The organism is Sessilibacter sp. MAH3, assembly GCF_054658275.1.
In genome coordinates this window covers 20,982-47,141 of the sequence record NZ_BAAGIE010000002.1, presented here as the reverse complement: position 1 = coordinate 47,141, position 26,160 = coordinate 20,982, and the positions used below count along the sequence as shown (strand labels likewise).

Sequence of the window (26,160 nt, the reverse complement as noted above, 5' to 3'; positions counted from 1 at the left end):
TTTAGTGAATTCGACACAAATATAACGAACGATAGAAGCACGAAAACTATAATAAAAGCGTGGTTAGCAAGGGAAATAAAACCGGCGTGTTGGTTTGGGTTAGAGCGCTCACGCGCTACAACACAAACTGCGTATCGTCTAGGACATGCAGTCCATTTTTGATTGAAAAGGCTACACATGGTTAAAGTTCGCGCCGATTTGCCCTTGAATGAAGGGGGTGAACTCGATATTAAATCTTGGGTTGATCATATAGATCACACCATCGCTCTGGGCGACCTCGGCCGAGGTAAGCTCATTCAAGCTATTCACACTGTAAAACATGCCGATGACAATGGCCCGGAAGATCATCCGTGGCGCCAGTCTTGTCTGTCGGTTGGTGTCGAAATGGTTGAAATTCTCTCTGACCTTAAACTCGATTCATCATCGCTTATCGCCGCAATGCTGTATCGCGCTGTTCGTGAACAAAAGGTCAATTTAGATGCCATCGAAGACGACTTCGGGAAAGAGGTCGTTAAACTGATTCGTGGTGTGATCGGTATGGCGGCCATTACCGGTATGCGCAATGACACCGGTGGCGAAGTCTTTGGTCGTCAATCGAAAGAACAAACCGAAAAGGTGCGTAAGATGCTGGTTGCCATCGTAGATGATGTGCGTGTTGCACTCATCAAGCTGGCCGAGCGAACCATCGTTATTCGTACCTTAAAGAATGCTCCTCAAGACAAGCGAATGAGAGTTGCGCGCGAGGTTTCTGAAGTCTACGCGCCGCTGGCACACAGGCTGGGTATCGGTCACATCAAGTGGGAGCTAGAGGATTTAGCCTTCCGCTATCTTCACGCGGCTGAATACAAGCGTATCGCTAAATTGTTGGACGAAAAACGCCTGGATCGGCAAGGTTTTATTGATCGCGTTATTGAGACTCTTGAGACCGAGTTGGGTGCTGCAAAAATTAAAGCCAAGGTCATGGGTCGAGCCAAACACATCTACAGTATTTGGCGAAAAATGCGACGCAAAGAAATTGGCTTCTCACAGGTTTATGATATTCGCGCCGTGCGTATCTTGGTGCCGACCGTGCGCGACTGCTACGCGGTATTGGGCATTGTTCACTCGCTTTGGCGCAACATTCCCAATGAGTTTGACGACTACATCGCATCACCAAAAGAGAACGGTTATCGCTCGTTGCACACCGCTGTGATTGGGCCGCAACAAAAGGTCTTAGAAGTACAGATTCGAACCGATTCTATGCACGAAGAAGCAGAATTTGGTGTATGTGCTCACTGGCTCTATAAAGGTGCCGACCGTGATACCAAGAGCGACAGCTACGAGGCGAAGATCGCATGGTTGCGCCAAGTTCTGGAATGGCACGATGAGGTTGGCGGCGGTAATCCGCTGGAAGATCACCTCAGCCATGGTATTGAGCAAGATCGTATTTATGTCTTCACACCCGAAGGTCACATTATCGATTTGCCACAGGGTGCAACGCCGCTGGATTTTGCTTATCAAATCCATACCGATATTGGTCACCGCTGTTCGGGCGCTAAGGTTAACGGCCGAATTGTGCCGCTCAATTATCAGCTGAAAACATCTGATCAAGTTGAAGTGCTTACCGGAAAACGCGAGTCACCCAGCCGTGATTGGTTGTCGCCAGACCTTGGCTATTTGCGCACTTCTCGTGCCCGTGGCCGAGTACAGCAGTGGTTTAAAATGCAGGCGCGCGATCAAAATATCGCCGACGGCCGTGTTATGTTGGATCGAGAGTTTCGTCGCATGGCGATTCAGGATTTGGATTTTGAGCGTCTTGCGCAGAATATGAATCTAAACTCGCTGGAAGATTTATACGCAGCGGTGGGGGCTAGTGATCTTGGTGTACATCAAGTTCTTAATGCTGCACAAAAACTGTCTGGAATTCAGCAGCCCGACGTACCGGTGTTGTCGCTAACCTCAAAAGCGTCTTCAGATGTTGGCAAAGATCTGTACATTGATGGTGTTGGTAACCTACTCACAACTATCGCTGCGTGTTGTCATCCTGTTCCGGGTGACGCCATTGTTGGTTACATTACCAAGAGTCGTGGTGTGGCGGTGCACAGACAAGATTGCGAAAACATCTTGTATCTCAGCGGTGAAGAACCCGAGCGCATCATCAAGGTTGATTGGGGTGAAGCACCACAGCAGATGTACTCTGTGGACATCATCTTGGAAGCCTTCGACCGTCACGGATTGCTGCGTGATATTACGGTGTTGTTGGATAACTTAAGAATCAACGTCAGTGCCATGCGAACCTTGTCTGACAAGAACTCAAACACGGTGGATATGGAAATTACCATTGAGATTCGAAGCTTCGAAGAGTTAAGTCGAGTATTGGCACGTGTTAATCAGTTACCCAACATTGCCTCTGCGCGACGTAAAATCGCCAAAGATTCGACAACACACTAGCGTTTCTGCAATTCATCAGAACTTCTTTACCAAGTTCTCGCATCTCAACCTATTCGAGCTTTTACTCCACAGGAAAGCTCGAATAGGTTCTCACTTTTACCTCTGTTCGTTATTTTGCAACGGCTTAAAGGTCACTCGATACCAGCAAGGCTGATTTAGTCACGGATTCTTCAATGTTGTAGGATATGGCTATTTCACAAACTCCGCGCATTTAATTTGGGAATCAACATGCACAATATTGATGATTTAAAGTATTTGATGGCTAGGTTGAGAGATCCAGATTCAGGCTGCCCTTGGGATTTAAAGCAAGATTTTCATACCATCACCAACTCCACCATAGAAGAAGCTTACGAAGTTGCCGACACTATCGAGCGCGGCGACCTCAAGCATCTTTCGGAAGAGCTGGGTGATCTGCTGTTTCAGGTGATCTTCTACAGTCAGCTCGCTAAAGAGCGAGATCTGTTCGATTTCGATGTCATCGTCGATAACATAGTTACCAAGCTGGTTCGACGTCATCCGCACGTATTTCCCGATGGGAATCTGCAGGGTTCAATAGATCCCCAGGACAAGTCTGACAGCGCTGTAAAAACCAATTGGGAGCAAATCAAAGCCGATGAGCGCAAGCAAAAAGGCCAAGGCGGAATTCTGGACGACGTACCCGTGGGGTTACCGTCGTTAACGCGTGCCGAAAAGCTGCAAAAAAGAGTGGCAAGAGCCGGATGGGATTGGCGCTCGCTTCAAGGTGTGCTCGATAAGATCGATGAAGAGGTCGCAGAAATCAAAGAAGCCATTCACGTCGCCGGAAGCGAGCAGGCCGCCAAGGTCGATCCCCACGTGCGCGAAGAGTTGGGTGATTTGATGTTTATGACTGTTAATCTATCGCGTTATCTAGGGATCGATGCCGAGGGTTGCCTACGTGAAAACAATCACAAATTCGAGCGGCGAGTTAAAGGTATGGAGTCGGTATTGTTAGAATCTGGCATCGCGTTTAATGATGCCAGTGACGAGCAACTGGATGCCGCTTGGGAAGCCGTGAAGCTCGCCGAGAAATCTCGACGATAGGAACCTCTGATTAACTCATCCATGATTTAATCAGAGGACAGAAATTGACAATGCGATTTCCAATTTCTTCACAATTTCAATCACTTACCCTTCTTGAAATTGGCGATACATCCTTGTGTCGCGAGAAACTCTAGGTTAATCAGAGTTCCTGTAGATTTCGATAATAAGGTTGGTATTGTTCAGCGTTAAAGATGAATTCCGCCAGAGACTTCGATTCTCTGGCCGTTAATCCAGCCGCTCTCTTTACTTAACAAAGTACTTATCACACCACCAATGTCATCCGCTTGGCCAACTCTGCCCAGCGCTGTTTGGCCAGCGATGTGTTCATTAAGCGGTTGGTTGTCTCTAACCAGCCCGTCACCAAAATCGGTTTCAATAGCGCCGGGCGCCACGGTATTAACGCGAATTTTTCTGTCTTTAAGCTCCAGCGCTAGATAGCGCGTAAACACTTCAATAGCGCTTTTCATCATGGCGTAAGCGCTGAATCCGGGTAGTGCGAAGCGCGTTAACCCCGAAGAAATATTGATGATGCGACCTTCGTCTTCAATAAGATCAAGCAGTGTTTTGGTGAGAAAATAGGGCGCCTTGGCATGTATAGAGACCATTCGGTCAAAATCCACTTCGGTCAATTGTTCAATGGGCTTGTTTATGCCAACGCCCGCGTTATTGACCAAAAAATCGAAGCTCGAACGCTTAAATTCTGCATTCAATACCGAGCGCAAAGACTGCTCAAAATCTGTAAATGAAGCAGTGTTTTCAACGTTCAAAGGTAATGCTACCGCTTTAACATCGGTCCAATTCTTCACCGTGTTGATAACGTCTTGGGCGGCTTGTGCATTGGTATGGTAGGTGAACACCACGTTAATACCTTTCTCGGCAAGTGCCGTGACCATGCTTCTTCCTAAACCTCTGCTGCCGCCGGTAATCACCGCTATTTTTTGAGTTTTCATTAACTGATCTCCAACAAAAGAAGTATTTATCGATAGGCGCTCAGATTAAGCACTTGTGTTGTTCGGATAAACACACTAAAAAGATATGTACTGTTTGCTTTTAGAGAACAATCTTGTGGATAAATTTTTAGCAATGCAGCGTTTTGTGGTGGTTGCGCAAACGCGCAGTTTTACCCAAGCTGCGGACATTTTGGGGTTGCCCAAGTCGAGTATTTCGTCTGCGATTAGGCTGTTGGAGAAGTCACTCAATACGCGATTATTTCATCGCAGTACACGCAACGTAACGCTTACCGAAGACGGCAGTCAGTACCTGCATAAAGTCAAAGATATTCTTGCCGAAGTGGACGCGCTCGAAAGTCATTTTCAGGCGCAAAGTGGTGAACTCGGTGGCACCTTAAAGGTGGATATGCCGAGTCGATTTGCTTCAACCGTGGTATTGCCCAATCTTCCAGACTGGTTTTCGCGTTATCCCAGTACACAAATAAAAATCAGCTGTGCCGACTACCGCGTTAATCTGGTGAAAGAAGGTTTCGACTGCGTAATTCGTGGTGGAAATCTTATCGATAGTGATCTCGTGGCACGACCTATTGCTACCTATCGATTCGTCAATTGCATAAGTCCTAGTTATCGAGAAACCTACGGTGAACCCCGTTCTCTTGACGAGTTGAGTCGGCATTATCTGATCGATTACTCGCCCGACATGACATCAACGCGCTCCGAATTCGAATACGTCATTGATGGGCAAGTTAATTACCTTACCATGCCAAATCGCATAACCGTGGCTGGTACCGATGCCTACTTAAGCGCCTGCCTCGCTGGTTTAGGCATCGCTCAATTTCCCGAAGTAGGCGTGCGTGAATTTCTCGAAAATGGCGAGTTGTTGCAGGTGTTAGATAGATACGGAGCGCAGGATATGCCTTTGTCGTTTGTGTATCCATCAAGGCGATTATTGTCGGTGCGAACGCAAAAGTTTATGGACTGGGTACAGGAGTGTGTTGATAATTTGCTCAAAAGCAAACGGTAGTTTTAATAAGTATTGGAAACCCTGATTGAATCACGGATGAGTTAATCAGAGGCTCCTATTGTTTATCTGTAAACGCGATTGATTAAATCCTTTGGCTCTTTAAATACCGTCTTTTTAGACAGTATGAAGCTAATTGAAGAGTAATTAATTCGATAAAAGCTAATTAGAACGCCAAATTTCGTTAAATTTCAAAAAACTGTTCGCAAAATTCAGCAATTGTAATTAAGTCAAAATCGCGACGATTTTAGACCAACTTTTGAAGGTAGACCATTTGGTAACTTGAGATAAAGCTTGTGCGCGTGTAAGGTACCGGCCAAAAGCGATCGGCATCACATCCTGTGTGTCAAAAATTCGCAGCAGAATTCTATTACGACATTTATAAAAAATCAGAGATTACAGGAGCTACTATGCGGATCATTCTTCTCGGCGCGCCAGGTGCCGGTAAAGGCACTCAAGCCCAACTGATCATGGAAGAGTTTTCTATCCCTCAGATTTCTACCGGTGACATGCTGCGAGCTGCAGTTAAGGCTGAATCTCCACTTGGTTTACAAGTTAAAGACATCATGGCTTCCGGCGGTCTGGTTTCTGATGAAATCATCATCAGCTTGGTTAAAGAGCGTATTACCCAAGAAGACTGTGCAAACGGCTTTTTGTTCGACGGTTTTCCACGCACCATTCCACAAGCAGAAGCCTTGCTTGACGGTGGCGTTACCATCGATCACGTGATGGAAATTCACGTTGACGACGAAGAGATCGTATCTCGCTTAAGTGGTCGTCGTGTTCACGAAGGTTCTGGCCGTGTTTATCACGTGGTTTACAACCCACCTAAAACCGAAGGCTTAGACGACGAAACCGGTGAGCCTTTGATTCAACGCGCCGATGACACCGAAGAAACCGTTCGTAAACGTTTGTCTGTTTACCATGAGCAAACCGAGCCTTTGGTTGCCTTCTACAGCAATCTAGAAGCACAAGGTGATGATCCTGCACCTGTTTTCACGCGCGTTGAAGGCGTTGGTGATGTTGCTGAAATCAAACAAAAAGTGTTTGCGGCGTTGAAATAAGTCACCGCTGGTAATACTGGTTCTACAAAAAACGCCCTAGTGGCGTTTTTTGCGTTTTATGGCCTTAAATTCACAATAGCCTGCAAATTCACGGCAGTAGGAATCTTGGAATGTTATTGCGTTAGCTGTGCGTGTGTTTTTTGTAGGTTTGAACGCATATCTGTGAGTATGGAAGCCATTCAGGGTTTTTGAATAGCTTTAATCGATTAGATTTTCTACAAAAAGTGCTTCTAGGTTTGGGTTTTAGGTTGTTCGGTACAATTCAAATTGCCTAACCGAGCTTAGGTCGCTAATCTAAGACCTTTACCAATCAAAGCGTTATATCCCCTTGAAAATTCTCAGTCTCGAATCCTCAGGTGAATCTTGCAGTGTCGCTCTGTGCAATGAAGACCGTCTGTACTCTCAAATCCGAACCGAAGCTCGCCAACACGCGAAGTTATTTTTGCCATTAATCGATGAAGTTCTTGCAGAATCAGGGCTCGCCCTTACTGATCTCGATGCTATTGCATTTGGACAAGGCCCCGGTTCTTTTACCGGTGTGCGAATTTGCATGAGCGTTGTGCAAGGTTTGGCCTTTGGCGCGCAGTTGCCGGTCATTCCGGTTTCTACTTTAGCGGCAACGGCAGCGGCGTATTTTGCAAAAAACTCATCGGTGACTTCCACGGTCAGTGTTGGTCTTGATGCACGAATGTCAGAGGTGTACCTGGGTAAATATCAGTTACATAACGGCGTGGTGGTAGCGAAGCAAAACGAAGCGGTTTTAGGTTTTGACTCGGCTATTGAATTGATTGAGCGTGAAGAAATTTTAGTGGGTTCAGCTTGGGCTTTAGATGCATTCTCCCAGTTGCGGGAAGATGCTCCAGAGTGTCAGCCGGACGTTTTCGCCAGTGCCTTAGACATACTAGCGGTTGCCAAAGGTAAGTTTGTAGACGGTGAGTTACAAGATATTGGCTCCGTTGAACCTGTTTATTTGCGTGATGAGGTTGCTTGGGAAAAACGAGTCCGTATTCGCAACTAAGTTGTAATGTATGGTTGTAATGTGTGGTTGAAATCAATGCTACTGGCTAAGGAAGTATTAACCCATGGACTTAATTCAAATCATTCTGTTGGCACTGATTCAGGGTATCACCGAATTTCTGCCGATCTCTAGCTCGGCGCATCTCATTCTTCCCAAAGAGGTTTTGGGTTGGCCCGACCAAGGTTTAGCGTTTGATGTTGCTGTTCATTTTGGTTCGCTCATCGCGGTGCTTGCCTACTTTAGAAAAGATGTCGGTAACATGATTGGCGCTTGGTGTACGCAGTTTGGTTCAAACGGCCAAACTGATGACAGTCGCCTAGCGTGGATGATCATCATCGCTACCACTCCCGCCGGTCTGTTTGGTTTGTTATTTAACGACTACATTGAAACCAATTTCCGTTCGGGATTGGTCATTGCGGTAACTACGTTGGTCTTTGGTGTCGCTTTATATTTTGCCGATCGCCGCACTGAGCTTCATAAAAATATCTACCAAGTCGGAATTTTTACCGCTCTAGTTATTGGTCTTGCGCAAGCAATGGCGTTAATTCCCGGAACTTCTCGCTCAGGAATTACCATTACCGCCGCGTTGTTCTTGGGCTTTACGCGGGTAGATGCGGCGCGATTCTCGTTTTTTATGTCGATTCCCATCATTGTTTTGGGGGCGCTGTTCAAAACCATCGAGCTGCTCGAATCCGGTTCTGTGGAGTGGCTAGATTTAGGCATTGGTACCGTGTTGTCGGGCATCAGTGCGTATCTTTGCATTCATTACTTCTTAGCATTTATCGAACGTATTGGCATGTTGCCGTTCGTAATCTATCGAATGGTGCTGGGTGGATTCTTGCTTTGGATGTTCTTGTGACATTACCCGGTTAGCTGACAATCTTTGACGCATATTTACATTCAAGGCACAGCTTGGCCGGAATGAGTCACTCATTTCTGAACGTTTGTTATTTTTTAATACTTATTAGTTATAAATTTACTGTTTTTGATAAAAATAAATTAGGTCTTTGTTCACTAATTTCCAAAAACTTGAATAGCCTCACTTTAGTACAATCGAGTCTATCAATTCTATTTTTTGTCATTTGACTACAATTCCCCGTACACATGTGATATCAAAAATTGTAGAGGAACATCGTCGATGGCAGTAACGCCTGAGCAATTGAGTACATTTCATCCGTTTTCTACCTTGGATCGAAAATACCTAGAAGCAATTTGCGACAAGAGCCAAATTGATAAATACACAAAGGGAAAAATTGTATTCAAACGCGGTAAGGATTTGCCGAGCCTTTATTATCTGGTAGATGGCGAGGTGAAATTAGTTGACGCTAATTTCCAAAGTCGTCATATCGATCTTAATCACGAAGAAGCTAGATACGCACTTAACGAACTAAATCCCAGTAAAGAATCTGCGGTAGCCGCCAGTGACGTGGTTATTCTAGAACTGAACCGACATGTCGTTGATGCTGTTCTGACTAAGTCTGAGTCACAGAATAACCAAGAAACCGTAGCCGCCGCTGCTGCGGTGAGTTCTTCAGAAACTTCTGGATTTGTTACTTCAGAAATCAACTACCTAGATGCCTATGTTTTTCCGCAATCTCCGGAGCTTGATACCGAGCGCAACGATTGGATGAGCCAATTGCTTGAGTCACCATTATTTACATCGATTCCGGCATCTAACATCCAAAAATTGTTCAGTCAGTTTGAAGAGATTGAGGTTGAAGCGGGACAGTCTATCTTTGAAGCTAACGATCCGGGCGATTATTTCTACGTTATAGCCTCTGGTTCTGTGCAAGTAATTCCTTTGAGCGGCGGTAATACTATCCAGTTGAGCGAAGGTAGTTACTTTGGTGAAGAAGCTCTAGTGGGCGATACCACTCGCAATGCCAGCGTAAAAATGCAAACTAAAGGCAGCTTGATGCGTTTGTCCAAAGAAGATTTCGTTGAACTCTTGCAAAATCCTCTGTTTAAGTACATCGAGCGCGATCAAATTGATGATTTTGGCCCACAAGTGCAATTGCTTGATGTGCGTTTGCCGATCGAGCATCGCCATGTTTGTGTACGCGGCAGCCGCAACATTGCCTTGGGTAAACTGCGCGATAATATTCAATCTTTAGATCCCGGTTACACCTATGTCGTTACCGACGATGGCGGTAGCCGCAGTAAGGTAGCGGTGCAGTTACTACTGCAAACTGGCTTAAGTGCTGTGATCTTAAATCACTCTGAGCAGTGTTATTCATAACGCTGCTCAATTAGGACTTTTTTAAAGAACCTTTTTAAAGAAGCCTTTGTCTTTTAGGCAGAGGCTTCTGCTCCTACCTTTCATCCTTTCTTTATTTTTTACCTGCACCTGTGTTTTCGATAGGATTCTTCGCAAATTTCTATCAATATTTGTCCTATCAACAAATGTCTTATGAAAAACGTACTTTTACTGTCGGCCTATCACAGCGCCAGCCACAAATATTGGGCCGATGGCTTGGTGAACTATTTTTCCGATTGGAACTGGTCCCAAGAGACTTTGGCGGGGCGTTTTTTTAACTGGCGAGTACGAGGTAACAGTTTAACTTGGGGTTTGGGTGATTATCCGAGCTTGTCTGAGCCCTACGATCTTATTGTCGCAACCTCAATGGTTGATTTATCCGCGTTACGCGGATTTCGGCCTAACTTGGCAACTATTCCAACGGTTGTTTATTTTCACGAAAATCAGTTCGCCTATCCCGATAATCAGTTGCAGCAAGGTTTGGTAGAGGTCCAAATGACTTCTATATACAGCGCACTTTGCGCCAATGGCATTGTGTTTAACTCGTCGTTTAATGAAAAAACCTTTTTCCATGGCGCCAAAGCATTACTCAAAAAGCTCCCCGATGGTGTTCCAGCGGGATTAATTGAGCAGCTAAAACAAAAAAGCACGGTAATTCCTGTTCCTGTTGGCGAGCGACCTTCGACGATGGGTGAAGGTGACGCTAAGAGCGAGGTATTAAACGGTTTGCCATTGCAGGTTGTTTGGAACCATCGTTGGGAATGGGATAAAGGTCCAGACCGCTTTCTGTTATTGTTGCAATGGTTGGATGATCAGGGGCGAATGGGTGATTTTAAGTTCCATGTACTTGGCGCAAGTTTTCGCCACAGCCCTAAAGAATTCAAACAGATTAAAGCGTTGCTTGAGGGAAGCAACGCACTTGGGCGCTGGGGTTACATCGAGGATTTTGCAGAGTATCAGAGAGTCTTGTCGCAATCGCAACTAGTTCTATCAACGGCCATTCACGACTTTCAGGGCCTCGCGATGATCGAAGCCGCACGCGTAGGTTGTATTCCCATTGCGCCTGCACGCATGGCTTATCCACAGTGGTTTGCGCGAGAATGCCTGTATCCAAGTAATATCGACGATCCCATTCAAGAAGCTCGTCAACTTGGCGAAAAACTCGTTTCTTTGCTATCGACGGAATCAGAAAAAACGTTTGTTCAATTAAGGCAACAAACGCAAGATTCGTTGTGTATGCAATTGAGTTGGGCTGATTTAGGGCCGCTGTACCGGAAGTTTTTCGAAAAGATTTCTCGTTAGCGCGTAAACCAATCAGCTAAGCAATGCCATCTAAGTTCAAACTCGTTATTATTGGCAGATGAAAAGGCCTTAATTGGCGTAAATTTGAACAGCTGCGAAGCAATAACGCAAGAGTTAACACCTAACAATGACAAAACAACGAATTCTTACTGGTATTACCACCACAGGTACACCACATCTCGGCAACTACGTAGGTGCAATACGGCCGGCAATTGAAGCCAGTAAAAGTGATGACAATCTATCGTTTTATTTTTTGGCCGATTATCACGCCTTAATTAAATGTGGTGATCCTGATCTTGTGCATTCGTCTACCGCTGAGATTGCGGCAACCTGGCTGGCTTGTGGTTTAGACCCAGAAAAAGCGGTGTTTTATCGGCAATCCGATATTCCCGAAATTCCAGAGCTTTGTTGGTTGTTAACCTGTTTAACGGCGAAGGGGCTCATGAATCGCGCGCACGCTTATAAAGCTGCGGTAGCCGAAAACGAAGAAGCGGGTGAAGATCCTGATTTTGGCATTAATATGGGTTTGTACAGTTACCCCATTTTAATGGCCGCAGATATTTTAATTTTTAATGCTCATAAAGTTCCGGTTGGTAAAGACCAAATTCAACACGTAGAAATGGCTCGTGATATTGCCGGTCGATTTAACCATCATTACGGCGAAAAATTTGTACTGCCAGAAGCTCAGGTCGACGAACACGTTGCGGTTTTACAAGGTTTAGACGGTCGTAAAATGAGTAAAAGTTACGGCAATACCATTCCGTTATTTTTACCGCCTAAAAAATTGCAAAAACACATTAATAAAATTAAAACCAATTTGCTTGAGCCCGGTGAACCTAAAGATCCAGAAACTTCTACGGTTTTCCAAGTGTGGCAAGCATTTGCCAATGCTGAGCAATTGCAATACATGCGTGCTCAATTTGCCGAAGGCATTGCGTGGGGCGAAGCTAAAAAACAATTGTGTGCATTAATTGATGAAGAAATTGCTCCCGCTCGTGAAAAATACGAAGAATTAATGGCAAAACCGCAAGAAGTTGAAAAAATCTTGCTGCAAGGCGCTGAAAGAGCCCGAGAATTCGCCAAACCATTAGTGCAAGAGTTACGACACGCTGTTGGTATTCGTAAATTAGGTTAATTATTTAAATTGCTGTAGAAACCTCTGAATTAATTCAGGGGTTATTCTAAAACATGAAATGCTTTTTATGGCTACAGCTCGTGTTATTTGTAAATACTGTGAATTATTTTAAATAACGCTAAAAAGCATGGTTTCATTGATGGTCACAGTCATTGTCTGATCAAAAATATTTTTACAGCATCAAATATAGGAACCTCTGATTAACTCATCCATGATTTAATCAGAGGACAGAAATTGAAAATGTGATTTCCAATTTCTTCACAATTTCAATCACTTACCGTTCTTGAAATTGGCGACACATCCTTGTGTCGCGAGAAACTCTAGGTTAATCAGAGTTTCCTATATTTTTTTGGTATTGAAATCTTAAAACGTATTTTTAATTGTTAAAGAGGACTTTTTCTCGTATATGGAAGCGCTTATCGGACTGTTAACATTACCATTCATTATTATTGGTTTATTATTTTGGTGGTTGCCTATTATTTTTATACTGTTTTCTGGCAAGGTTACATTTGCCGAAAAATTAGCATGGATTCTATTAACCTTATTTGTATCTTGGTTTGCGTGGATCTTCTTTATGCTACTGGCTCCCATTAAACCTAAACGACCTGATTATTATTAAACTGGTTGAATTACATAATTTAGCAACCTCTGATTAATCCCGTCGTGATTTAATCAGCGGGCAGACATTGAAGATGCGATTTCACTGTTTTCGCAATTTCAATTACTTGCGGTTCTTGAAGTTGGTGACACAAGTGTGTGCCACTGGAAACTCTAGGTTAATGAGGGTTTCTTTTCCGTGAGGTATTAAAGGTACTCAATACCCTTATGTTGCAATACTCTGGTGTTTTTTGTGCCTAATTCTTGCCGTAATTTGCATTGTATCTCGTCGACGACTGAACAATAATAGCGAATTGCTGATGGCTATCTATCTGATTTTCTCAGAGGTAAGCGTTGTAAAAGCGATTGCTAATTTCTACATGATTTCAATAACTTAACGTTAATGAAATTGGCAACACCGGCGAGTGTTGTGGGCGACTCTAGGCTTCTTTACTGAGTTCCCAATCGATTATTGTTACGAGCGTACCGAGGTTTAACTTGCATCACTACACAGAACAAGAATTTGACTTGGGCCATATAAAATTACAGGCGCGGGTTTGGGGGCGAGAAAAATCTCATAAAGTAATTGCGTTACACGGCTGGCTGGATAACTGTGCGAGCTTTAATCGCATCGCGCCTTTAATGGATGCTCACGTCGTAGCGCTAGATCTTGCCGGTCATGGTCTTAGCGATCACCGAAAACATCTTGCACCCTATAATTTATGGGAAGACATTGCCGAAGTATTTGCCGTTGCTGATGCGTTGCAATGGCAAGAGTTTTCGCTATTAGGTCATTCCCGTGGTGCTATGGTAGCAACCTTAGCTGCTGGTACCTTTCCAAAGCGAATTAAAGCACTCTCTTTAATTGACGGTATTTGGCCTGAGCCAGTTAATGAAGAAGATGCACCACGTCAGCTCGCCCAGAGCGTTGCTCAGGTTTTAAATCCTCGCCGTAAACGCGCAACCGTGTATCCAAGTTGGGATGCAGCCATAGAAGCACGCATGAATTCTATATTTCCCATTGCTCGCGAAAGTTCAGAACTGCTCGCCGAAAGAGGTGTCTTAGCCCACGAGGGCGGTTATATTTGGCGAGCCGATCCCAATTTACAATTACCTTCGGCGATTAAGCTTACCCGTAATCAGCAACACGCATTTGTTCATAAAATTGAAGCGCAATGCAATTTAATATTAGCGGAAAACGGCATTAGTCATCATGTTAAAAACCTGCGTGAAGAACTTAATCATTTCCCCAAAATTAGCGTAACTCTCTTAGACGGCAGCCACCATTTACATATGGAAACTCGTGTTAATGAGGTGGCCGATGCGGTCAATCAATTGTTTTCACAACTGCACTCGTGAGTAAATATTTACCTGTATGAGCGCAATGGATATGGAAGCTAATCAGTTTGGATTGGTTTTCATGTTTTTCTATAAGCTCATTAACAATAAGCCTAATAAATTAAAGGAAACTTTGATTAACCTAGAGTTTCTTGCTACACAAGGATGTGTCGCCAATTTCAAGAGCAGTAAGTGATTGAAATTGTGAAGAAATTGGAAATCGTATTGCCAATTTCTGACCTCTGATTAAATCAGGGGCGAGTTAGTTAGAGGTTTCTAAAGGTTTAAGCTCTATTACTCGTACAATTTTCCCGTTTTTCATTTCAACAATTTGGCCGATGAATATCAATGTATAACGGGTGTTTTTCTGGTTGAATATTAGTCATCATCAAGTTCAGACCGAATAATCTTAAGCTGTCATTGACTAATTATCTTGAGCGGTTATTGTCTTTTCCTAAAATACACTCGCGTTTCTAACAAATAATGGCTAAAAATAATTTAATGCAAGTTCTCGTGAAAATGGCAGGTCGATTGAAATCCCTAAAAATTATTGCTTTTGGACTACTGTTAAGCGGCCCTGTCTGCGTAAATGCCTTAGAGTTAACCAACTTTCGAGGAGCAACCTTGGTTGCTGATCAAACCTCCGATGGCGACTACTCCGTACCTTTAGGGCCTATGCGCAATATCAATGGCAATTGGCAGCCAGAAAGCGAGCGTCTAGTGCAAGGCGTTATGTCTCGATCGTTATTGGAGTTACCGCGCAATCACTCGCTTACCGAGGTTATGCAACAATACTTCTCGCAGCTACAGCGCCAGGACGCGACACCACTGTATGTCTGCCAAGGCCATACTTGTGGCAGCAGTGCTAGTTGGGCCAATGAGTTTTTTAATGATCGACGCCTTTATGGTTTAGATCAGTACCAGGAGCTATTGGTCTTTCAACAGTTAGATTCGGAAGGAGCAACTCTCGCAACGGTATACGGTGTGACTCGGGGTAACCAGCGCAGCTATGTGTTGGTTGATGTAGTCAGCGTTGATTTTAATAGCGCTATCAATCAAGAGCCGGATGCCAAAACTGTGGAAGTTATCTTAAAAGGGCAGCGATACTTATCATTGCCGGTACAGTTGCAGGGTGGAAAGTGGCAGATGAGTGATGCATTAACAGCATCCATTACGCAAACCTTGAAAACCTCACCGAGCTTGAAATTGGCGTTGGTTGTGGTTGATCATCGCGACGAAAAACTGGCTACGAATTTAGCCAAATCCAGCGACATTGCTGAACAAATTAAAACGCAAATTATATCTCAACAGATTGATACGGCCCGAATTGAAGTGCATGGCTTGGGCAGTTTGGTACCGGCGGGAGAGAGCACCGTGAGTGCTTGGTTGATTGGTACACGCTAAGGTATTTGCCACCATACAGACAAACTACCGCTTATGTCTGTATGGTATTAATGGATCTAAAACTAACAATTTCCAATTAATGCTAAAAACTCAGAACGTGTCGCTGGATTTTCACGAAAATCCCCCAGCATAGACGACGTTTTCATTACAGAGTTTTGTTTTTCAACACCGCGCATCATCATGCACATGTGTTTGGCTTCAATCACTACCGCAACACCGCTGGCTTTGGTAACGCTCTGAATAGTTTGTGCAATCTGCGTTGTCAGCTGCTCTTGAATTTGTAAGCGGCGCGCAAACATATCGACAATTCTGGCGACCTTCGATAACCCCAGTACTTTACCGGTGGGAATATAAGCAACATGAGCGCGGCCAATAAACGGCAGCAGATGATGTTCACACAGTGAATACAGCTCAATATTTTGCACTAACACCATTTCTTGAGAATCAGAAGGAAACAAGGCGCCATTGATTACTTCTTCAAGTGTTTGGTTGTATCCGCGAGTTAGGTAAGCGAACGCTTTAGCCGCTCGATCTGGTGTATCTTGCAAACCAGGACGGTCTAAATCTTCACCAATGGCAGAAATAATTTCCGCGAAATGTTCTCTCATAGCTTCTTTCCTAAAATGAATATTAGCGCGCTAAAAAGGGTTGCATACCCTACGCCATGACGGCTCGCGGGTAAAGCATTCTGGATTCGCGAGCACTAACTTTGTTCTCAAATTACAAGAATAGACGTTAAAAACGATTTATAACGATAATTCACGAACTACAAGACTCTTACGTAACGCAATGCGGCTTTGGTTTAATGCGTTATACCCGTTAGAATAGCGCCCATTCGAGAGGAGAGAACGAATTCGTGAATCAAGATAACCCCCAAATTTGGCAAGAAGCCGTTACCGATCTTGAAACCTTGTTGGATTTTATTCGGTTTGGTGCAACACAAATGTCGAAATCCGACATCTATTTTGGTCACGGTACCGACAACGCCTGGGACGAAGCCGTCTTTTTGGTGCTAGAAGTCGTGAATCTTCCCTATGATCTCTTACCTCAACTCTATTCCAGTAAACTAACTACTACAGAGCGCCAGAGCATTTTAGAGCTGTTTCAACGTCGCATAGCCGAGCGCAAGCCTGCGCCTTATCTTGTTGGCCGAAGCTGGTTTTCTGGAATGCCCTTTTTGGTGAATGATCAGGTCTTGGTACCACGTTCGCCGTTTGCAGAACTCATTTCACGACGTTTCCGTCCTTGGTTGCAAAAATCGCCTGAGCGAATTTTAGACCTTTGCACCGGCAGTGGTTGCATTGGTATTGCTACCGCCGTCGCCTTTCCAGAAGCGGAAGTTTTACTCAGTGATATCTCTGCTGAAGCCGTCGATATTGCTTGGCAGAATATCGCTTACCACGATTTAGAAGACCGAGTTTCGGCCATCGAGTCTGACTTATTTACAGCATTGCCCGGCGAACAATTTGATCTCATCGTCTGTAATCCACCGTATGTTGATCAAGAAGATTTTGAATCCATGCCGCAGGAATATCACCACGAGCCGCAAATCGCCTTAACTTCTGGCTTTGATGGCCTGGATTTTACGCGTCGCTTATTAAAAGAGGCCTGCAATCATTTAACCGATAACGGTCTATTATTTTGCGAAGTGGGCAACAGTTGCTTTGCTCTAGATGCTGCCTTCCCTGAATTTAATTTTACTTGGATTGAGTTTGAAAACGGTGGTCACGGCATTTTTGTGATTACCGCCGAAGAATTAAAAAGCTATTTTCAAGCGTAAATAAATATTATTGAATAAATACCGAATACAGTAACGAGAGTCATCATGTCAGGTAACACCTTTGGAAAATTATTTACTGTCACTACCTTTGGTGAAAGTCACGGTATAGCGTTGGGTGCAATCGTTGATGGTTGCCCACCGGGTTTAGAAATTTGCGAAGCCGACTTACAAATCGATTTGGATCGACGTAAACCCGGTCAATCTAAATTCACTACGCAACGTAAAGAAGACGACATTGTTGAGATTTTATCCGGTGTATTTGAAGGTAAAACCACAGGCACACCGATTGGTTTATTAATTAAAAATACCGACCAACGCTCAAAAGATTATTCTAACATTAAAGATTTATTTCGACCTGCCCACGCCGATTACACCTACATGCAAAAATACGGTGTGCGCGATTATCGCGGCGGCGGTCGTTCTTCGGCACGCGAAACCGCCGTGCGTGTTGCGGCTGGCAGCATTGCCAAAAAATATTTAAAAGTCTTTCATGGTATCGACATTCGAGGTTATTTGAGTCAGCTTGGCCCGGTAAAAATCGAAAGTGTCGATTGGGATGAGATTGAAAATAATCCTTTTTTCTGCCCAGATGCCAGCAAAGTACCTGAGATGGAAGCCTTTATGAAAGGCTTAAAAGGCGATTCGATTGGAGCCAAAATTACCGTGGTTGCCAAAGGCGTTAAACCGGGTTTAGGTGAACCTATTTTTGATCGCTTAGACGCCGATATTGCCCATGCGATGATGGGCATTAATGCTGTTAAAGGCGTAGAAATTGGTGCTGGTTTCGACAGTGTTGAGCAATTAGGAACTCAACATCGCGATGAAATTACCAAAGACGGATTCTTATCGAACAATGCCGGTGGTGTGTTAGGTGGAATTTCTACCGGGCAAGACATCGTGGTAAATCTTGCTCTTAAACCTACTTCGAGCTTATCCATTCCAGGACGCAGTGTTGACGTGCACGGTAACGAAGTCGAAGTTGTTACCAAAGGTCGTCACGATCCATGCGTTGGTATTCGCGCTACACCAATCGCCGAAGCCATGCTCGCCATTACCTTGCTCGACCATCTACTGCGTGATCGCGGACAAAATGGTGGCGTTAATCATTCGGTAGCGCTTATCAATCCACAAGCGTAAAGAAAACCGTAAATTCAAAAACCGGCGTGAGCCGGTTTTTTTGTTGCAGAAATCCTAGACTCAGTTGATCGGGGTTTTGAATCGTAAAATTGTGAAGAAACCGAACACCACTGTATTTCTGCTTGATTCACGTATTCTTGTGTTAACTTCATGACATGCGATGGTGGTAAGACCTAAAACTTTTTTACTACTTTTATGCGATAAAAGCATCAGGGATAACATTGTTTATGGATGCACTAAAGCTCTAAACTTCTTAATTTATTATCAACGGTCTAGGGATTAACATGCATATTATTATAGGAATTATTACAGCACTCGCTGGATTAGTTTGGGCTCTATACAGACTGCAAAATGCAGGCGTAGACCTTAATTCGTTTAATCCATTTTATTGGTTAAGACGCCGTAAATGGTCTAAACAACTTGGAATAAAACCCTTACATAACTTAGATAGCCCCTTCGAAGCGGCGGCCTTACTCGTTGTTGGTGTTGCAACCTATGATGAAGAAGTCACTCGCGAATTAAAAGTCGATGTTATCAATTTATTTATGCAAGAGTTTTCAATTTCCGATGCAAAAGCCTCAGAACTGTTTTCTGCCTCGCGCTATTTATTGCAAGATACCAGTAATTTAGAAGCAGATATTAAAAATATTCTGGCACCCAACAAAGAAAAATTCACGCAGTCGCAAAAAGACTCTTTGTTTAGCATGATAGAAAAGGCTTCAAGTTTTGAAGGTGAGGCCAATGAAAAACAGCAGAAAATTATTGCTGCTATTGAGAAGGAATTTTCTCAAGATAAATTGCAAAAATGGTAATGCCGCAAAATTTTGATTGATGACTTTTTGTGAAAATAATGTGAGGCTCTGATTAATCCAGAGATTCCTAGACAAGGTGATTAAGGTTTTAAGCTCAAGATAACTTCACCTAATTCGCTTTCTCCCTGTGCTTTTGCAGTCGCGGCATTTTTGATGGGCCATTGAAAAGGAATGTCGAGTAGTTCTCGTCCACCGACTTCACGGGCGGCTTCAATGCGAAGACGATAGTTACCAGGAGTTAGATTTTTTAATTTTTTATCATCGGCTATAAAGTTGAGGTTGTATTTACCGGGCCCTTTCGTTGCGGCGGTAATGGCATCCACTGGCATATCCAACGAGCGACCAGACTTGCGCCACCATTGCCGTAGATCTTTTAACCATTTACTGCCTTCTTTGTCTCGCATTTTGGCGTTGTACCACACTTGTACGTCAGTAACCGATTTATCGTCTTGGTTTTCTATCCAGATAGCAACATAGGGATTGTGATATTCGGCAACGTTTAATTCTGGAATTTTGATGCTGATATTTAACTCGGATGAGTACGTAGAATGTGCGAACGAAAAAATATTAACGGCAAATAGTAAGGTGTAAATACTTCGAAAACGAAATGCCATAATAAACCTTATTTGGAAATTTTTTATGTGAATTAATGAATGGTAATTAGAATTAACACCACTGGAATAACAAAACCCAAAGTTACCAACGGCCATGTACTTGGACGTTGTTTTGCGTAGCGAACTAAAAGCCATAAGCCGCTTAACGAAAAAATAATACAAAGACTGGCAAATATATCTAAAAACCAGCTCCAAGCTGACCCGGTGTTACGGCCTTTGTGTAAATCATTTAAAAAAGAAATGGTGCCTCGATGGGTTCTTTCATAAATAAATTCACCGGTTTCTAAATCAATACTGAGCCAAGCATCACCACCGGGTCTGGGTAAACCTAAGTAAACTTCGGTCGCGTCCCACTCAGCATCTTTAAGTGGAATATCCAGCTGGTAATTTCTTTCTAGCCATTTTCTAACCCTAAGCGGTAGCGGATTAAGTTTTCCGTCGTGTGTTTCGAGTAACGCATCGAGCAGTGATGGCGTTAATTCTGACTCAATGGTAATGATTTCTGGTTTTGCAGAAACAAGACGGGCGTTATTCAAGGTTATACCGGTAACTGCAAAGAGCAACATTCCTATCAGACAAAAAGCGGAACTAATCCAGTGCCATTGGCGCAAGGTTCCAAGTGAAATCCAATAGTTGGATTTTTTAGATGCCGAGTCTTGTTTAACTTGCGTATGCATACAATGCGGCACTACCCATATTGATAGATGTTTGTTATTTGAATTTACAAAAAAATAAAAGGTTAAATTAACTCTAGGAACCTCTGATTAACTCGTCCACAATTTCAATCACTTACAGTTCTTGAAATTGGCGACACATCCTTGTGTCGCGAGAAACTCTAGGTTAATCAGAGCTTCCTCTACGAGAGTTGAGCAACGCTTCTTTTGAGCTACAAATTTTGACGGTTATATTTTGATAACGATTTCTATATGATAATTATTATCAATAACAAAATCTACAGTTTTAAGCCTGCAAAGTGTTAATTTTGTTTAGTAGATTAAGGAAGAAATGTGGAAATAGGTCAGATGTTGATAGCCACAGGTTAGATTCTAGAAAACGCTTGCAAAGTAATCTAGGAGTTTCTGCTTAGATCATGGCTGAGCCAATCGAAAATTTCTGTGCAAAAACAGAAAAGAGACTCTTTTTTGTATCTCTGCCTATAAAGATAAATATTGCGAAATATAGGCAATGATATGCGAGGTATTGTTGTTTCTAAAGGGGATTAGATAATAAATCTTAAAAAACAGCAGCGGATTTTTTATCGGTTAAATAACCTACCGTTTTCTAAATGGCCGACACATCCCTGTGTCGCTACAAATTCTGGATTTATTAGAATTTATAAGAAGATTGGAAATTATTTTTGGGGAAGTGGTTTGTTCATTAACTCAATCATGAGTTTTTCTAATCTTTTTACATCAACCGATAAAACCACGGTTTCTTTTTTTGCACCCAAATCTGGTTGATAACCTTCCGCCCAGGAAAGAGTATCACCGTAAGATGGGCCAAAGTCGGTTGCGACATCTACGTATAATTGTGCAGATTCATCAATTAAACTTGGATCTAACCAAACCGCCGAGGCAATTTCGTCCCACAAAGGAAAATTAGGCTCACGTGTGCGAACAACGTCGGTCATTGGGTTTTTACGTTTTGACATTGCTTTTAGCAACTGAGGCGTTAATTGCGTTTCTGTTGATGGATCAACGGGAACCATAACAATTTTTTTCCAAGGTGCACGCAAGGCTATGCTCGCGGCTTCTGGGTCCCAGCGGAAGTTAAATTCTCGTCTTGGTGAGTTCACGAATTCTCGGGCAAACTCTTTAGCTGGTTGATTATCCAAAACCTGTTTTGGATTTAAACTGCCGCCCATATAAATTAATTCTTTTGCTAGAGATGCAAATTCGGGATCAAGGCTTTGCGCTAGAGCAATATTCGTCATTGGGCCTGTGGCGATAATGCTTATTTGTCCGGGAAATTCGCGAACTTTGCGAATTAAAAAGTTTGCGGCAATTTCATTGGCTGCTTTTGTGGTTGGATTTCCTTCCGGTAAATCGGGTACTTCATTCCATGCGTGATAGGTTGGTAGTACCTGCTCGGTATCTTCTGCCCAAGCCTTTTGCCAAGCACCTTTCCAAATTAATTCACCGTAGCGTTCTTCCCAAAGTTCTGTGGATTTTTCACTGTTTAATAACGGAAAAATCGCGCCGGGAATAACGGGTATATCACTTCGGTTGGCTAATTCTAACCAGCGTAATGCTTGCGCTACGTTAGCGTCGCGCCAGCGATTACCACTAACGATGGTCATTCCAAGGACATCGGTATTATCGTCTTGAATAATCATCCATTGGGCTATAGCAAAACCATCGTCGTCGAGAATAACTTTTCTTTTTTCGTCAGCGAATGTTTGCGCACAAAGACTAATACCTATGGCGATGGTACAAATTTTAGAGATAACAGTAGCGGCCGCTAGGTGAGCGGAAAAAAATTTACGCATGGGTATTTCCTATGTGAGTGGATTAGCCATCCTTAGCCGAGACTATCTAGAATTTCTGATTAACGCTTCCGTGATTTAATCAAAGAAAAGGCATTGAAAATATAATTTTTAATGTCTTCGCAATTTTAATGGTTTACGGTTTATGAAATTGGCAACACATCCTTGTGTCGCTAGAAGCTTTTGGTGAATCTGAATTCACTTTAGTTTCTGCAATTCCTTTTATTCTTTACTGGTAAGGTATGCTTTGAAAATATTTTTGCTTAGCAGGTGCTTCGCTGAATTTAATCAAAACATCTTATCTCAACGCTTAGAAAGACGCTTTAAATTGCGCACCAATCACTCGTGGATCATTCACAAAGCCGGTGCGGTTATTAAAGTCGATGGCGCCTGTTACGCGGGTTTCGTCGGTACAGTTACGGCAGAATAATGCGGCATCGTATTTACCACCGCCCCAGTTGTAGCCCAAGCGTAAACCGGTTTCAAATAAGCCTTCGCTTTCGAACTCTTCCGATTCGTACAAGAAGAAATTCACTTCGCTGGTATAAGCAAAATCAGCAAATGCGTAAACTTGAGAGCCATCGGTTAATGGATATTCATAACGTACGGTTGCGTTACCAATCCACTCTGCGGCTTGTGGAAGTGGATTGCCATCAATGCTGAAGGTCTCTTCACCGTTTGGACCTATCACTAGCGGATCATTAATATTACATAGGCGGCCATCAGCATCAGACCCACAACCAGAAACCGATAAAGATGGATCGTTGATTTCGGTATCGTTGTAGCTACCACCTATTGTCACGAATAGGTTTTCGGTAATGTATGCTTCAAAATCTAACTCAAAACCTTGGCCGGTAGTTTCATCGGCATTAATTAACGCGGTTTGATTAGAGGTACCACCAACAGCCGTTAATTGTTGATCGCTAACTTCGTAGTAATAAACGTTAAAGTTTAAACGGGCACGACGATCAAAGAGTTCGGTTTTGATACCGGTTTCGTAGGACAAAATGGTTTCTGAATCAGCGAAGGTAATTTCATCACCGGTAGAAGAGAGTGAACCAAAGCTAGGGGCTCTAAAACCGGTAGCAATACGTGCATAAAGCGCAACATCATCGTTTAGGGAATAGTGCGCGCTTAAATCCCAAGTTACTTCAGATTCGTCGCCACCGGCCTTAAATTCGGCAGGTGAATTAATCGACTGAGTAAAGTCTTTATCGTCGTAGGTGTAACGCAGGCCGCCGCTCAATTGTAAATCGTCGCTAACGTCGTAGGTTAAAGAACCAAAAATTGCCCACGCGGTGTTTTCTTGATTACTTTGCTGAAGGGTGCGATCACCACCGAATAAGGTGTCGTAAGTGAATGAGTTATCGGTTACATCTTCGTAGAAATAGAAGACACCCGCTTGCCAGTTTAAAGCTGTGGGTAAAGTAGATTCGATACGCAACTCTTGCGTAATTTGCTCGTGGTCGTCTAATCCGCCAGCAGTTTCAACCGAGAAAGGAATAAATCCTGGGCCAAAAGGTGGCGCGAACGAAGCACCAAAACCGGCATCAACGTCACCACGGGTAAAGTAGTGGGTTACGCTTTCATAACCGGTAATAGAATGCAGCGTGTAATTTTCGTTTAAATCCCATTGCAAGCGAGCACTACCACCAACGCTGGTGTAAGACTGGGTATTTTCACCGTCAATAGAAATTTCTTCAGGATCAAAACCCGGTACTAAATCATTGTCGCCTTTTTCGATAATGTTTGCGCGGAATAAACGAGCAGTACCGTCGTCGATATTGCGTACATGCAGATTAAATAACGCGCTAAAGTCGCCTTCGCTGGGTTCATATAAAAGCTGGAAGCGAGCGGCGCTGTCATCGTAACCACCGAATGCATCGCTGTTGCGAACGGTATTGCCGTTGGCATCTTGAATTACGTTATCGACGAAATCGTCACGATGTTGGTAAAGCGCGGAGAAGCGGGCAGCCCATTCATCGTTAATTGGCAGGTTAAATGCGCCCTCAACATTGGATGTGTTGTAAGTTGCCGTTGATAAATTGACGTAACCTTCGCTAGAACCAATGACCGGCTTTGCAGAATTAAATTTAACCACACCGGCGGGAGTGTTGCGTCCAAATAATGTACCTTGTGGGCCGCGTAAAACTTCTACGTTGGCAAGGTCAAAAATTGGGAAACCTTTTAACGCAGGGTTTTCAAGAACGATATCATCATAAACCAGTGACACAGGCTGTGATGCGAAACTTGAGAAATCGGTATTACCGTAACCGCGAATATAAAAGCGCGGAAAGGTTCGACCATTGGAAGATTCGACGTTTAAACTGGGTACTTTGCTGGCCAAGATTCTTACATCGCCACCGCTGGTACCAATTGCTTCCAGATATTCATTACCCAACACAGAAACGGAAACCGGTACATCGGTAATGTCTGCTTCACGTCGTTCGGCGGTTACCGTAATGGTTTCTAAAACACCGCGCGTTTGCGCCGCGGATTCTTGCGCAAATGCATCGTTACAGATAACAGAGCCAAGTGCCAAGGCTGTAACAGAAATGCGGTGAATGTGTTGAGACAAAAGATTTTTCCTCACGGATAACTCCTAAATAATGTTGAGCAGTATGATAAAAGCTCAAGTCATGCGTAATTAATGAGCGTTATAACCACGGTAGATAATTCGATAGAGTGGTGCACAAGATCCAACCTAAGTGAGTTTAACAACGTCACTCGAATGGCAATAGTTATGCCTAAAGTAAGTGCTAAGAAAAAATAACGGCAAGGATTGTAAACTGTGGGATTGAACAGGTAAAACAAGAAATTAAATTATTGTTCGTATAAATATGCACAATAGCTGACCACATGGTTAATAAATTATCACATTAATGCGTCAAGTTGGTATTTTTTATTCATAACTGTATTTTTTGAATCGATCGCTCAAAAATTAGGCGTGAAAATATTATCGCAACTCGGCAAGTCGCGACTGCATTTTCGAGGAAATTGCCTAATTCTGTAAAAAATACCGTAAATTAAGGAGTATTCGTTCAGTAGCAGGGCTTCTTAACGATTAGGTTTTTGCACAAATTTCAGTATTGTTAATTAATAATGACAAAAACTTAATATTTGCTCAAATTTCGACAGGCGGTTAGCTGTTGTTCTATTGATGAACAAGATCAAAAAAGTTGACCAAAATGACAAATTGCTTGGCGGTTAATTTATGCACTGATTTATCAGTAATTACTGATGTTGCAGACAATTTAAACACGAGCATCAAGGGCAGTTTTTTATTTTTGTACGATAAATGCTGATCTAATTATGATGTGAATGAATTACTTACATTTATCAGTAGTATCAATCAGAGTTTTTTATATCAATGCTACGCTGATAATTAATTTGTGTTTATTAGACTATTACTCGCTATTATATTTTTGAAGTTTAGTATTAAAACAACTGACGCAATATCGGGAATATTATTGAGAAGAAATTAGAAGTCGTATTTTAAATGTCTATTTTCTGATTCAATCATGGAAAAATTACTGTTTGATTCCCGTAATTTAGTTCGGTGAAGTCCGTATTCTCCCGCTAGATTATTTTTATGGTATGTAAAAATAATCACTGCAAAATATAGGAAACTCTGATTAACCTAGAGTTTCTCGCGACACAAGGATGTGTCGCCAATTTCAAGAACGGTAAGTGATTGAAATTGTGAAGAAATTGGAAATCACATTTTCAATTTCTGTCCTCTGATTAAATCATG

General features: G+C 43.1%; 20 protein-coding genes. 14 read left to right on the top strand and 6 right to left on the bottom strand.

From position 1 onward, the window contains the following. Positions 1 to 177: 177 nt before the first annotated feature. Complete coding sequence (gene relA / locus ACYQ2C_RS01800; RefSeq protein ID WP_460099768.1) at positions 178 to 2,430, top strand: GTP diphosphokinase; 2,253 nt, start codon at positions 178 to 180, stop codon at positions 2,428 to 2,430. A gap of 228 nt (positions 2,431 to 2,658) precedes the next feature. Further along, on the top strand, positions 2,659 to 3,492 hold the full coding sequence (gene mazG / locus ACYQ2C_RS01795) for a nucleoside triphosphate pyrophosphohydrolase (RefSeq protein WP_460099770.1): 834 nt from the start codon (positions 2,659 to 2,661) through the stop codon (positions 3,490 to 3,492). A 185-nt stretch (positions 3,493 to 3,677) separates the two neighbouring features. On the opposite strand, the gene ACYQ2C_RS01790 is transcribed toward mazG, so the two are convergent. Further along, positions 3,678 to 4,442, bottom strand: a complete 765-nt coding sequence (locus ACYQ2C_RS01790; protein ID WP_460099772.1) for an SDR family NAD(P)-dependent oxidoreductase — start codon at positions 4,440 to 4,442, stop codon at positions 3,678 to 3,680. 115 nt (positions 4,443 to 4,557) lie between these two features. Here ACYQ2C_RS01790 and ACYQ2C_RS01785 point away from each other — a divergent pair, with 115 nt between their 5' ends. The 9 genes from ACYQ2C_RS01785 to ACYQ2C_RS01745 all read left to right on the top strand — a co-directional run bounded on the left by ACYQ2C_RS01785 (position 4,558) and on the right by ACYQ2C_RS01745 (position 15,578). Then, positions 4,558 to 5,466, top strand: coding sequence for a LysR family transcriptional regulator (locus tag ACYQ2C_RS01785; protein WP_460099775.1), 909 nt, complete (start codon positions 4,558 to 4,560; stop codon positions 5,464 to 5,466). A gap of 407 nt (positions 5,467 to 5,873) precedes the next feature. Beyond that, positions 5,874 to 6,527, top strand: a complete 654-nt coding sequence (gene adk / locus ACYQ2C_RS01780; RefSeq protein ID WP_460048626.1) for an adenylate kinase — start codon at positions 5,874 to 5,876, stop codon at positions 6,525 to 6,527. Between the two features lie 328 nt (positions 6,528 to 6,855). After that, positions 6,856 to 7,545 carry a tRNA (adenosine(37)-N6)-threonylcarbamoyltransferase complex dimerization subunit type 1 TsaB gene (tsaB, locus tag ACYQ2C_RS01775; protein WP_460099778.1) on the top strand — a complete coding sequence of 230 codons (690 nt, stop codon included), beginning with the start codon at positions 6,856 to 6,858 and terminating at the stop codon, positions 7,543 to 7,545. 64 nt (positions 7,546 to 7,609) lie between these two features. Beyond that, entirely contained in the window at positions 7,610 to 8,404 is a 795-nt protein-coding gene (locus ACYQ2C_RS01770) for an undecaprenyl-diphosphate phosphatase (protein WP_460099781.1), read from the top strand. A 279-nt stretch (positions 8,405 to 8,683) separates the two neighbouring features. Continuing rightward, positions 8,684 to 9,784: a cyclic nucleotide-binding domain-containing protein gene (locus ACYQ2C_RS01765; RefSeq protein ID WP_460048622.1), complete on the top strand. Its 1,101-nt coding sequence runs from the start codon at positions 8,684 to 8,686 to the stop codon at positions 9,782 to 9,784. Positions 9,785 to 9,955: 171 nt separating this feature from the next. Beyond that, positions 9,956 to 11,104: a tRNA-queuosine alpha-mannosyltransferase domain-containing protein gene (locus ACYQ2C_RS01760; protein ID WP_460099785.1), complete on the top strand. Its 1,149-nt coding sequence runs from the start codon at positions 9,956 to 9,958 to the stop codon at positions 11,102 to 11,104. Positions 11,105 to 11,231: 127 nt separating this feature from the next. Then, entirely contained in the window at positions 11,232 to 12,239 is a 1,008-nt protein-coding gene (locus ACYQ2C_RS01755) for a tryptophan--tRNA ligase (RefSeq protein ID WP_460099788.1), read from the top strand. A gap of 1,095 nt (positions 12,240 to 13,334) precedes the next feature. After that, the gene (locus tag ACYQ2C_RS01750) at positions 13,335 to 14,195 is read left to right on the top strand and encodes an alpha/beta fold hydrolase (RefSeq protein ID WP_460048618.1); all 861 of its coding nucleotides are present in this window, start codon (positions 13,335 to 13,337) and stop codon (positions 14,193 to 14,195) included. A 498-nt stretch (positions 14,196 to 14,693) separates the two neighbouring features. Continuing rightward, a complete protein-coding gene (locus ACYQ2C_RS01745; RefSeq protein ID WP_460099792.1) occupies positions 14,694 to 15,578 on the top strand; it encodes a DUF4892 domain-containing protein in 885 nt (294 codons plus the stop codon). A 62-nt stretch (positions 15,579 to 15,640) separates the two neighbouring features. On the opposite strand, the gene folE is transcribed toward ACYQ2C_RS01745, so the two are convergent. After that, entirely contained in the window at positions 15,641 to 16,207 is a 567-nt protein-coding gene (folE, locus tag ACYQ2C_RS01740; protein ID WP_460048933.1) for a GTP cyclohydrolase I FolE, read from the bottom strand. Positions 16,208 to 16,434: 227 nt separating this feature from the next. On the opposite strand from folE, the gene prmB reads away from it, so the two are divergent. The 3 genes from prmB to ACYQ2C_RS01725 all read left to right on the top strand — a co-directional run bounded on the left by prmB (position 16,435) and on the right by ACYQ2C_RS01725 (position 19,307). Beyond that, positions 16,435 to 17,358 carry a 50S ribosomal protein L3 N(5)-glutamine methyltransferase gene (gene prmB, locus ACYQ2C_RS01735; RefSeq protein ID WP_460099794.1) on the top strand — a complete coding sequence of 308 codons (924 nt, stop codon included), beginning with the start codon at positions 16,435 to 16,437 and terminating at the stop codon, positions 17,356 to 17,358. Between the two features lie 45 nt (positions 17,359 to 17,403). Continuing rightward, on the top strand, positions 17,404 to 18,495 hold the full coding sequence (aroC, locus tag ACYQ2C_RS01730; protein ID WP_460048615.1) for a chorismate synthase: 1,092 nt from the start codon (positions 17,404 to 17,406) through the stop codon (positions 18,493 to 18,495). A 284-nt stretch (positions 18,496 to 18,779) separates the two neighbouring features. Then, on the top strand, positions 18,780 to 19,307 hold the full coding sequence (locus ACYQ2C_RS01725) for a hypothetical protein (protein ID WP_460099797.1): 528 nt from the start codon (positions 18,780 to 18,782) through the stop codon (positions 19,305 to 19,307). 80 nt (positions 19,308 to 19,387) lie between these two features. Here the strand turns inward: ACYQ2C_RS01725 and ACYQ2C_RS01720 are convergent, their stop codons facing one another. The 4 genes from ACYQ2C_RS01720 to ACYQ2C_RS01705 form a co-directional block, all read right to left on the bottom strand. Continuing rightward, positions 19,388 to 19,921, bottom strand: coding sequence for a DUF2271 domain-containing protein (locus tag ACYQ2C_RS01720; RefSeq protein ID WP_460099800.1), 534 nt, complete (start codon positions 19,919 to 19,921; stop codon positions 19,388 to 19,390). A gap of 32 nt (positions 19,922 to 19,953) precedes the next feature. Then, on the bottom strand, positions 19,954 to 20,598 hold the full coding sequence (locus ACYQ2C_RS01715) for a PepSY-associated TM helix domain-containing protein (protein ID WP_460099803.1): 645 nt from the start codon (positions 20,596 to 20,598) through the stop codon (positions 19,954 to 19,956). 674 nt (positions 20,599 to 21,272) lie between these two features. After that, the gene (locus ACYQ2C_RS01710) at positions 21,273 to 22,409 is read right to left on the bottom strand and encodes a nucleoside hydrolase (protein WP_460052588.1); all 1,137 of its coding nucleotides are present in this window, start codon (positions 22,407 to 22,409) and stop codon (positions 21,273 to 21,275) included. 307 nt (positions 22,410 to 22,716) lie between these two features. Continuing rightward, positions 22,717 to 24,999: a TonB-dependent receptor gene (locus ACYQ2C_RS01705; protein WP_460052590.1), complete on the bottom strand. Its 2,283-nt coding sequence runs from the start codon at positions 24,997 to 24,999 to the stop codon at positions 22,717 to 22,719. Positions 25,000 to 26,160: the final 1,161 nt, after the last annotated feature.

Excerpts from the sequence above, each read along its gene's own strand:
- relA (WP_460099768.1), top strand. The coding sequence starts at position 178 with ATGGTTAAAGTTCGCGCCGATTTGCCCTTGAATGAAGGGGGTGAACTC.
- mazG (WP_460099770.1), top strand. The coding sequence starts at position 2,659 with ATGCACAATATTGATGATTTAAAGTATTTGATGGCTAGGTTGAGAGAT.
- ACYQ2C_RS01790 (WP_460099772.1), bottom strand. The coding sequence starts at position 4,442 with ATGAAAACTCAAAAAATAGCGGTGATTACCGGCGGCAGCAGAGGTTTA.
- adk (WP_460048626.1), top strand. The coding sequence starts at position 5,874 with ATGCGGATCATTCTTCTCGGCGCGCCAGGTGCCGGTAAAGGCACTCAA.
- ACYQ2C_RS01770 (WP_460099781.1), top strand. The coding sequence starts at position 7,610 with ATGGACTTAATTCAAATCATTCTGTTGGCACTGATTCAGGGTATCACC.
- ACYQ2C_RS01765 (WP_460048622.1), top strand. The coding sequence starts at position 8,684 with ATGGCAGTAACGCCTGAGCAATTGAGTACATTTCATCCGTTTTCTACC.
- ACYQ2C_RS01760 (WP_460099785.1), top strand. The coding sequence starts at position 9,956 with ATGAAAAACGTACTTTTACTGTCGGCCTATCACAGCGCCAGCCACAAA.
- ACYQ2C_RS01755 (WP_460099788.1), top strand. The coding sequence starts at position 11,232 with ATGACAAAACAACGAATTCTTACTGGTATTACCACCACAGGTACACCA.
- ACYQ2C_RS01745 (WP_460099792.1), top strand. The coding sequence starts at position 14,694 with ATGGCAGGTCGATTGAAATCCCTAAAAATTATTGCTTTTGGACTACTG.
- aroC (WP_460048615.1), top strand. The coding sequence starts at position 17,404 with ATGTCAGGTAACACCTTTGGAAAATTATTTACTGTCACTACCTTTGGT.
- ACYQ2C_RS01725 (WP_460099797.1), top strand. The coding sequence starts at position 18,780 with ATGCATATTATTATAGGAATTATTACAGCACTCGCTGGATTAGTTTGG.
- ACYQ2C_RS01720 (WP_460099800.1), bottom strand. The coding sequence starts at position 19,921 with ATGGCATTTCGTTTTCGAAGTATTTACACCTTACTATTTGCCGTTAAT.
- ACYQ2C_RS01715 (WP_460099803.1), bottom strand. The coding sequence starts at position 20,598 with ATGCATACGCAAGTTAAACAAGACTCGGCATCTAAAAAATCCAACTAT.
- ACYQ2C_RS01710 (WP_460052588.1), bottom strand. The coding sequence starts at position 22,409 with ATGCGTAAATTTTTTTCCGCTCACCTAGCGGCCGCTACTGTTATCTCT.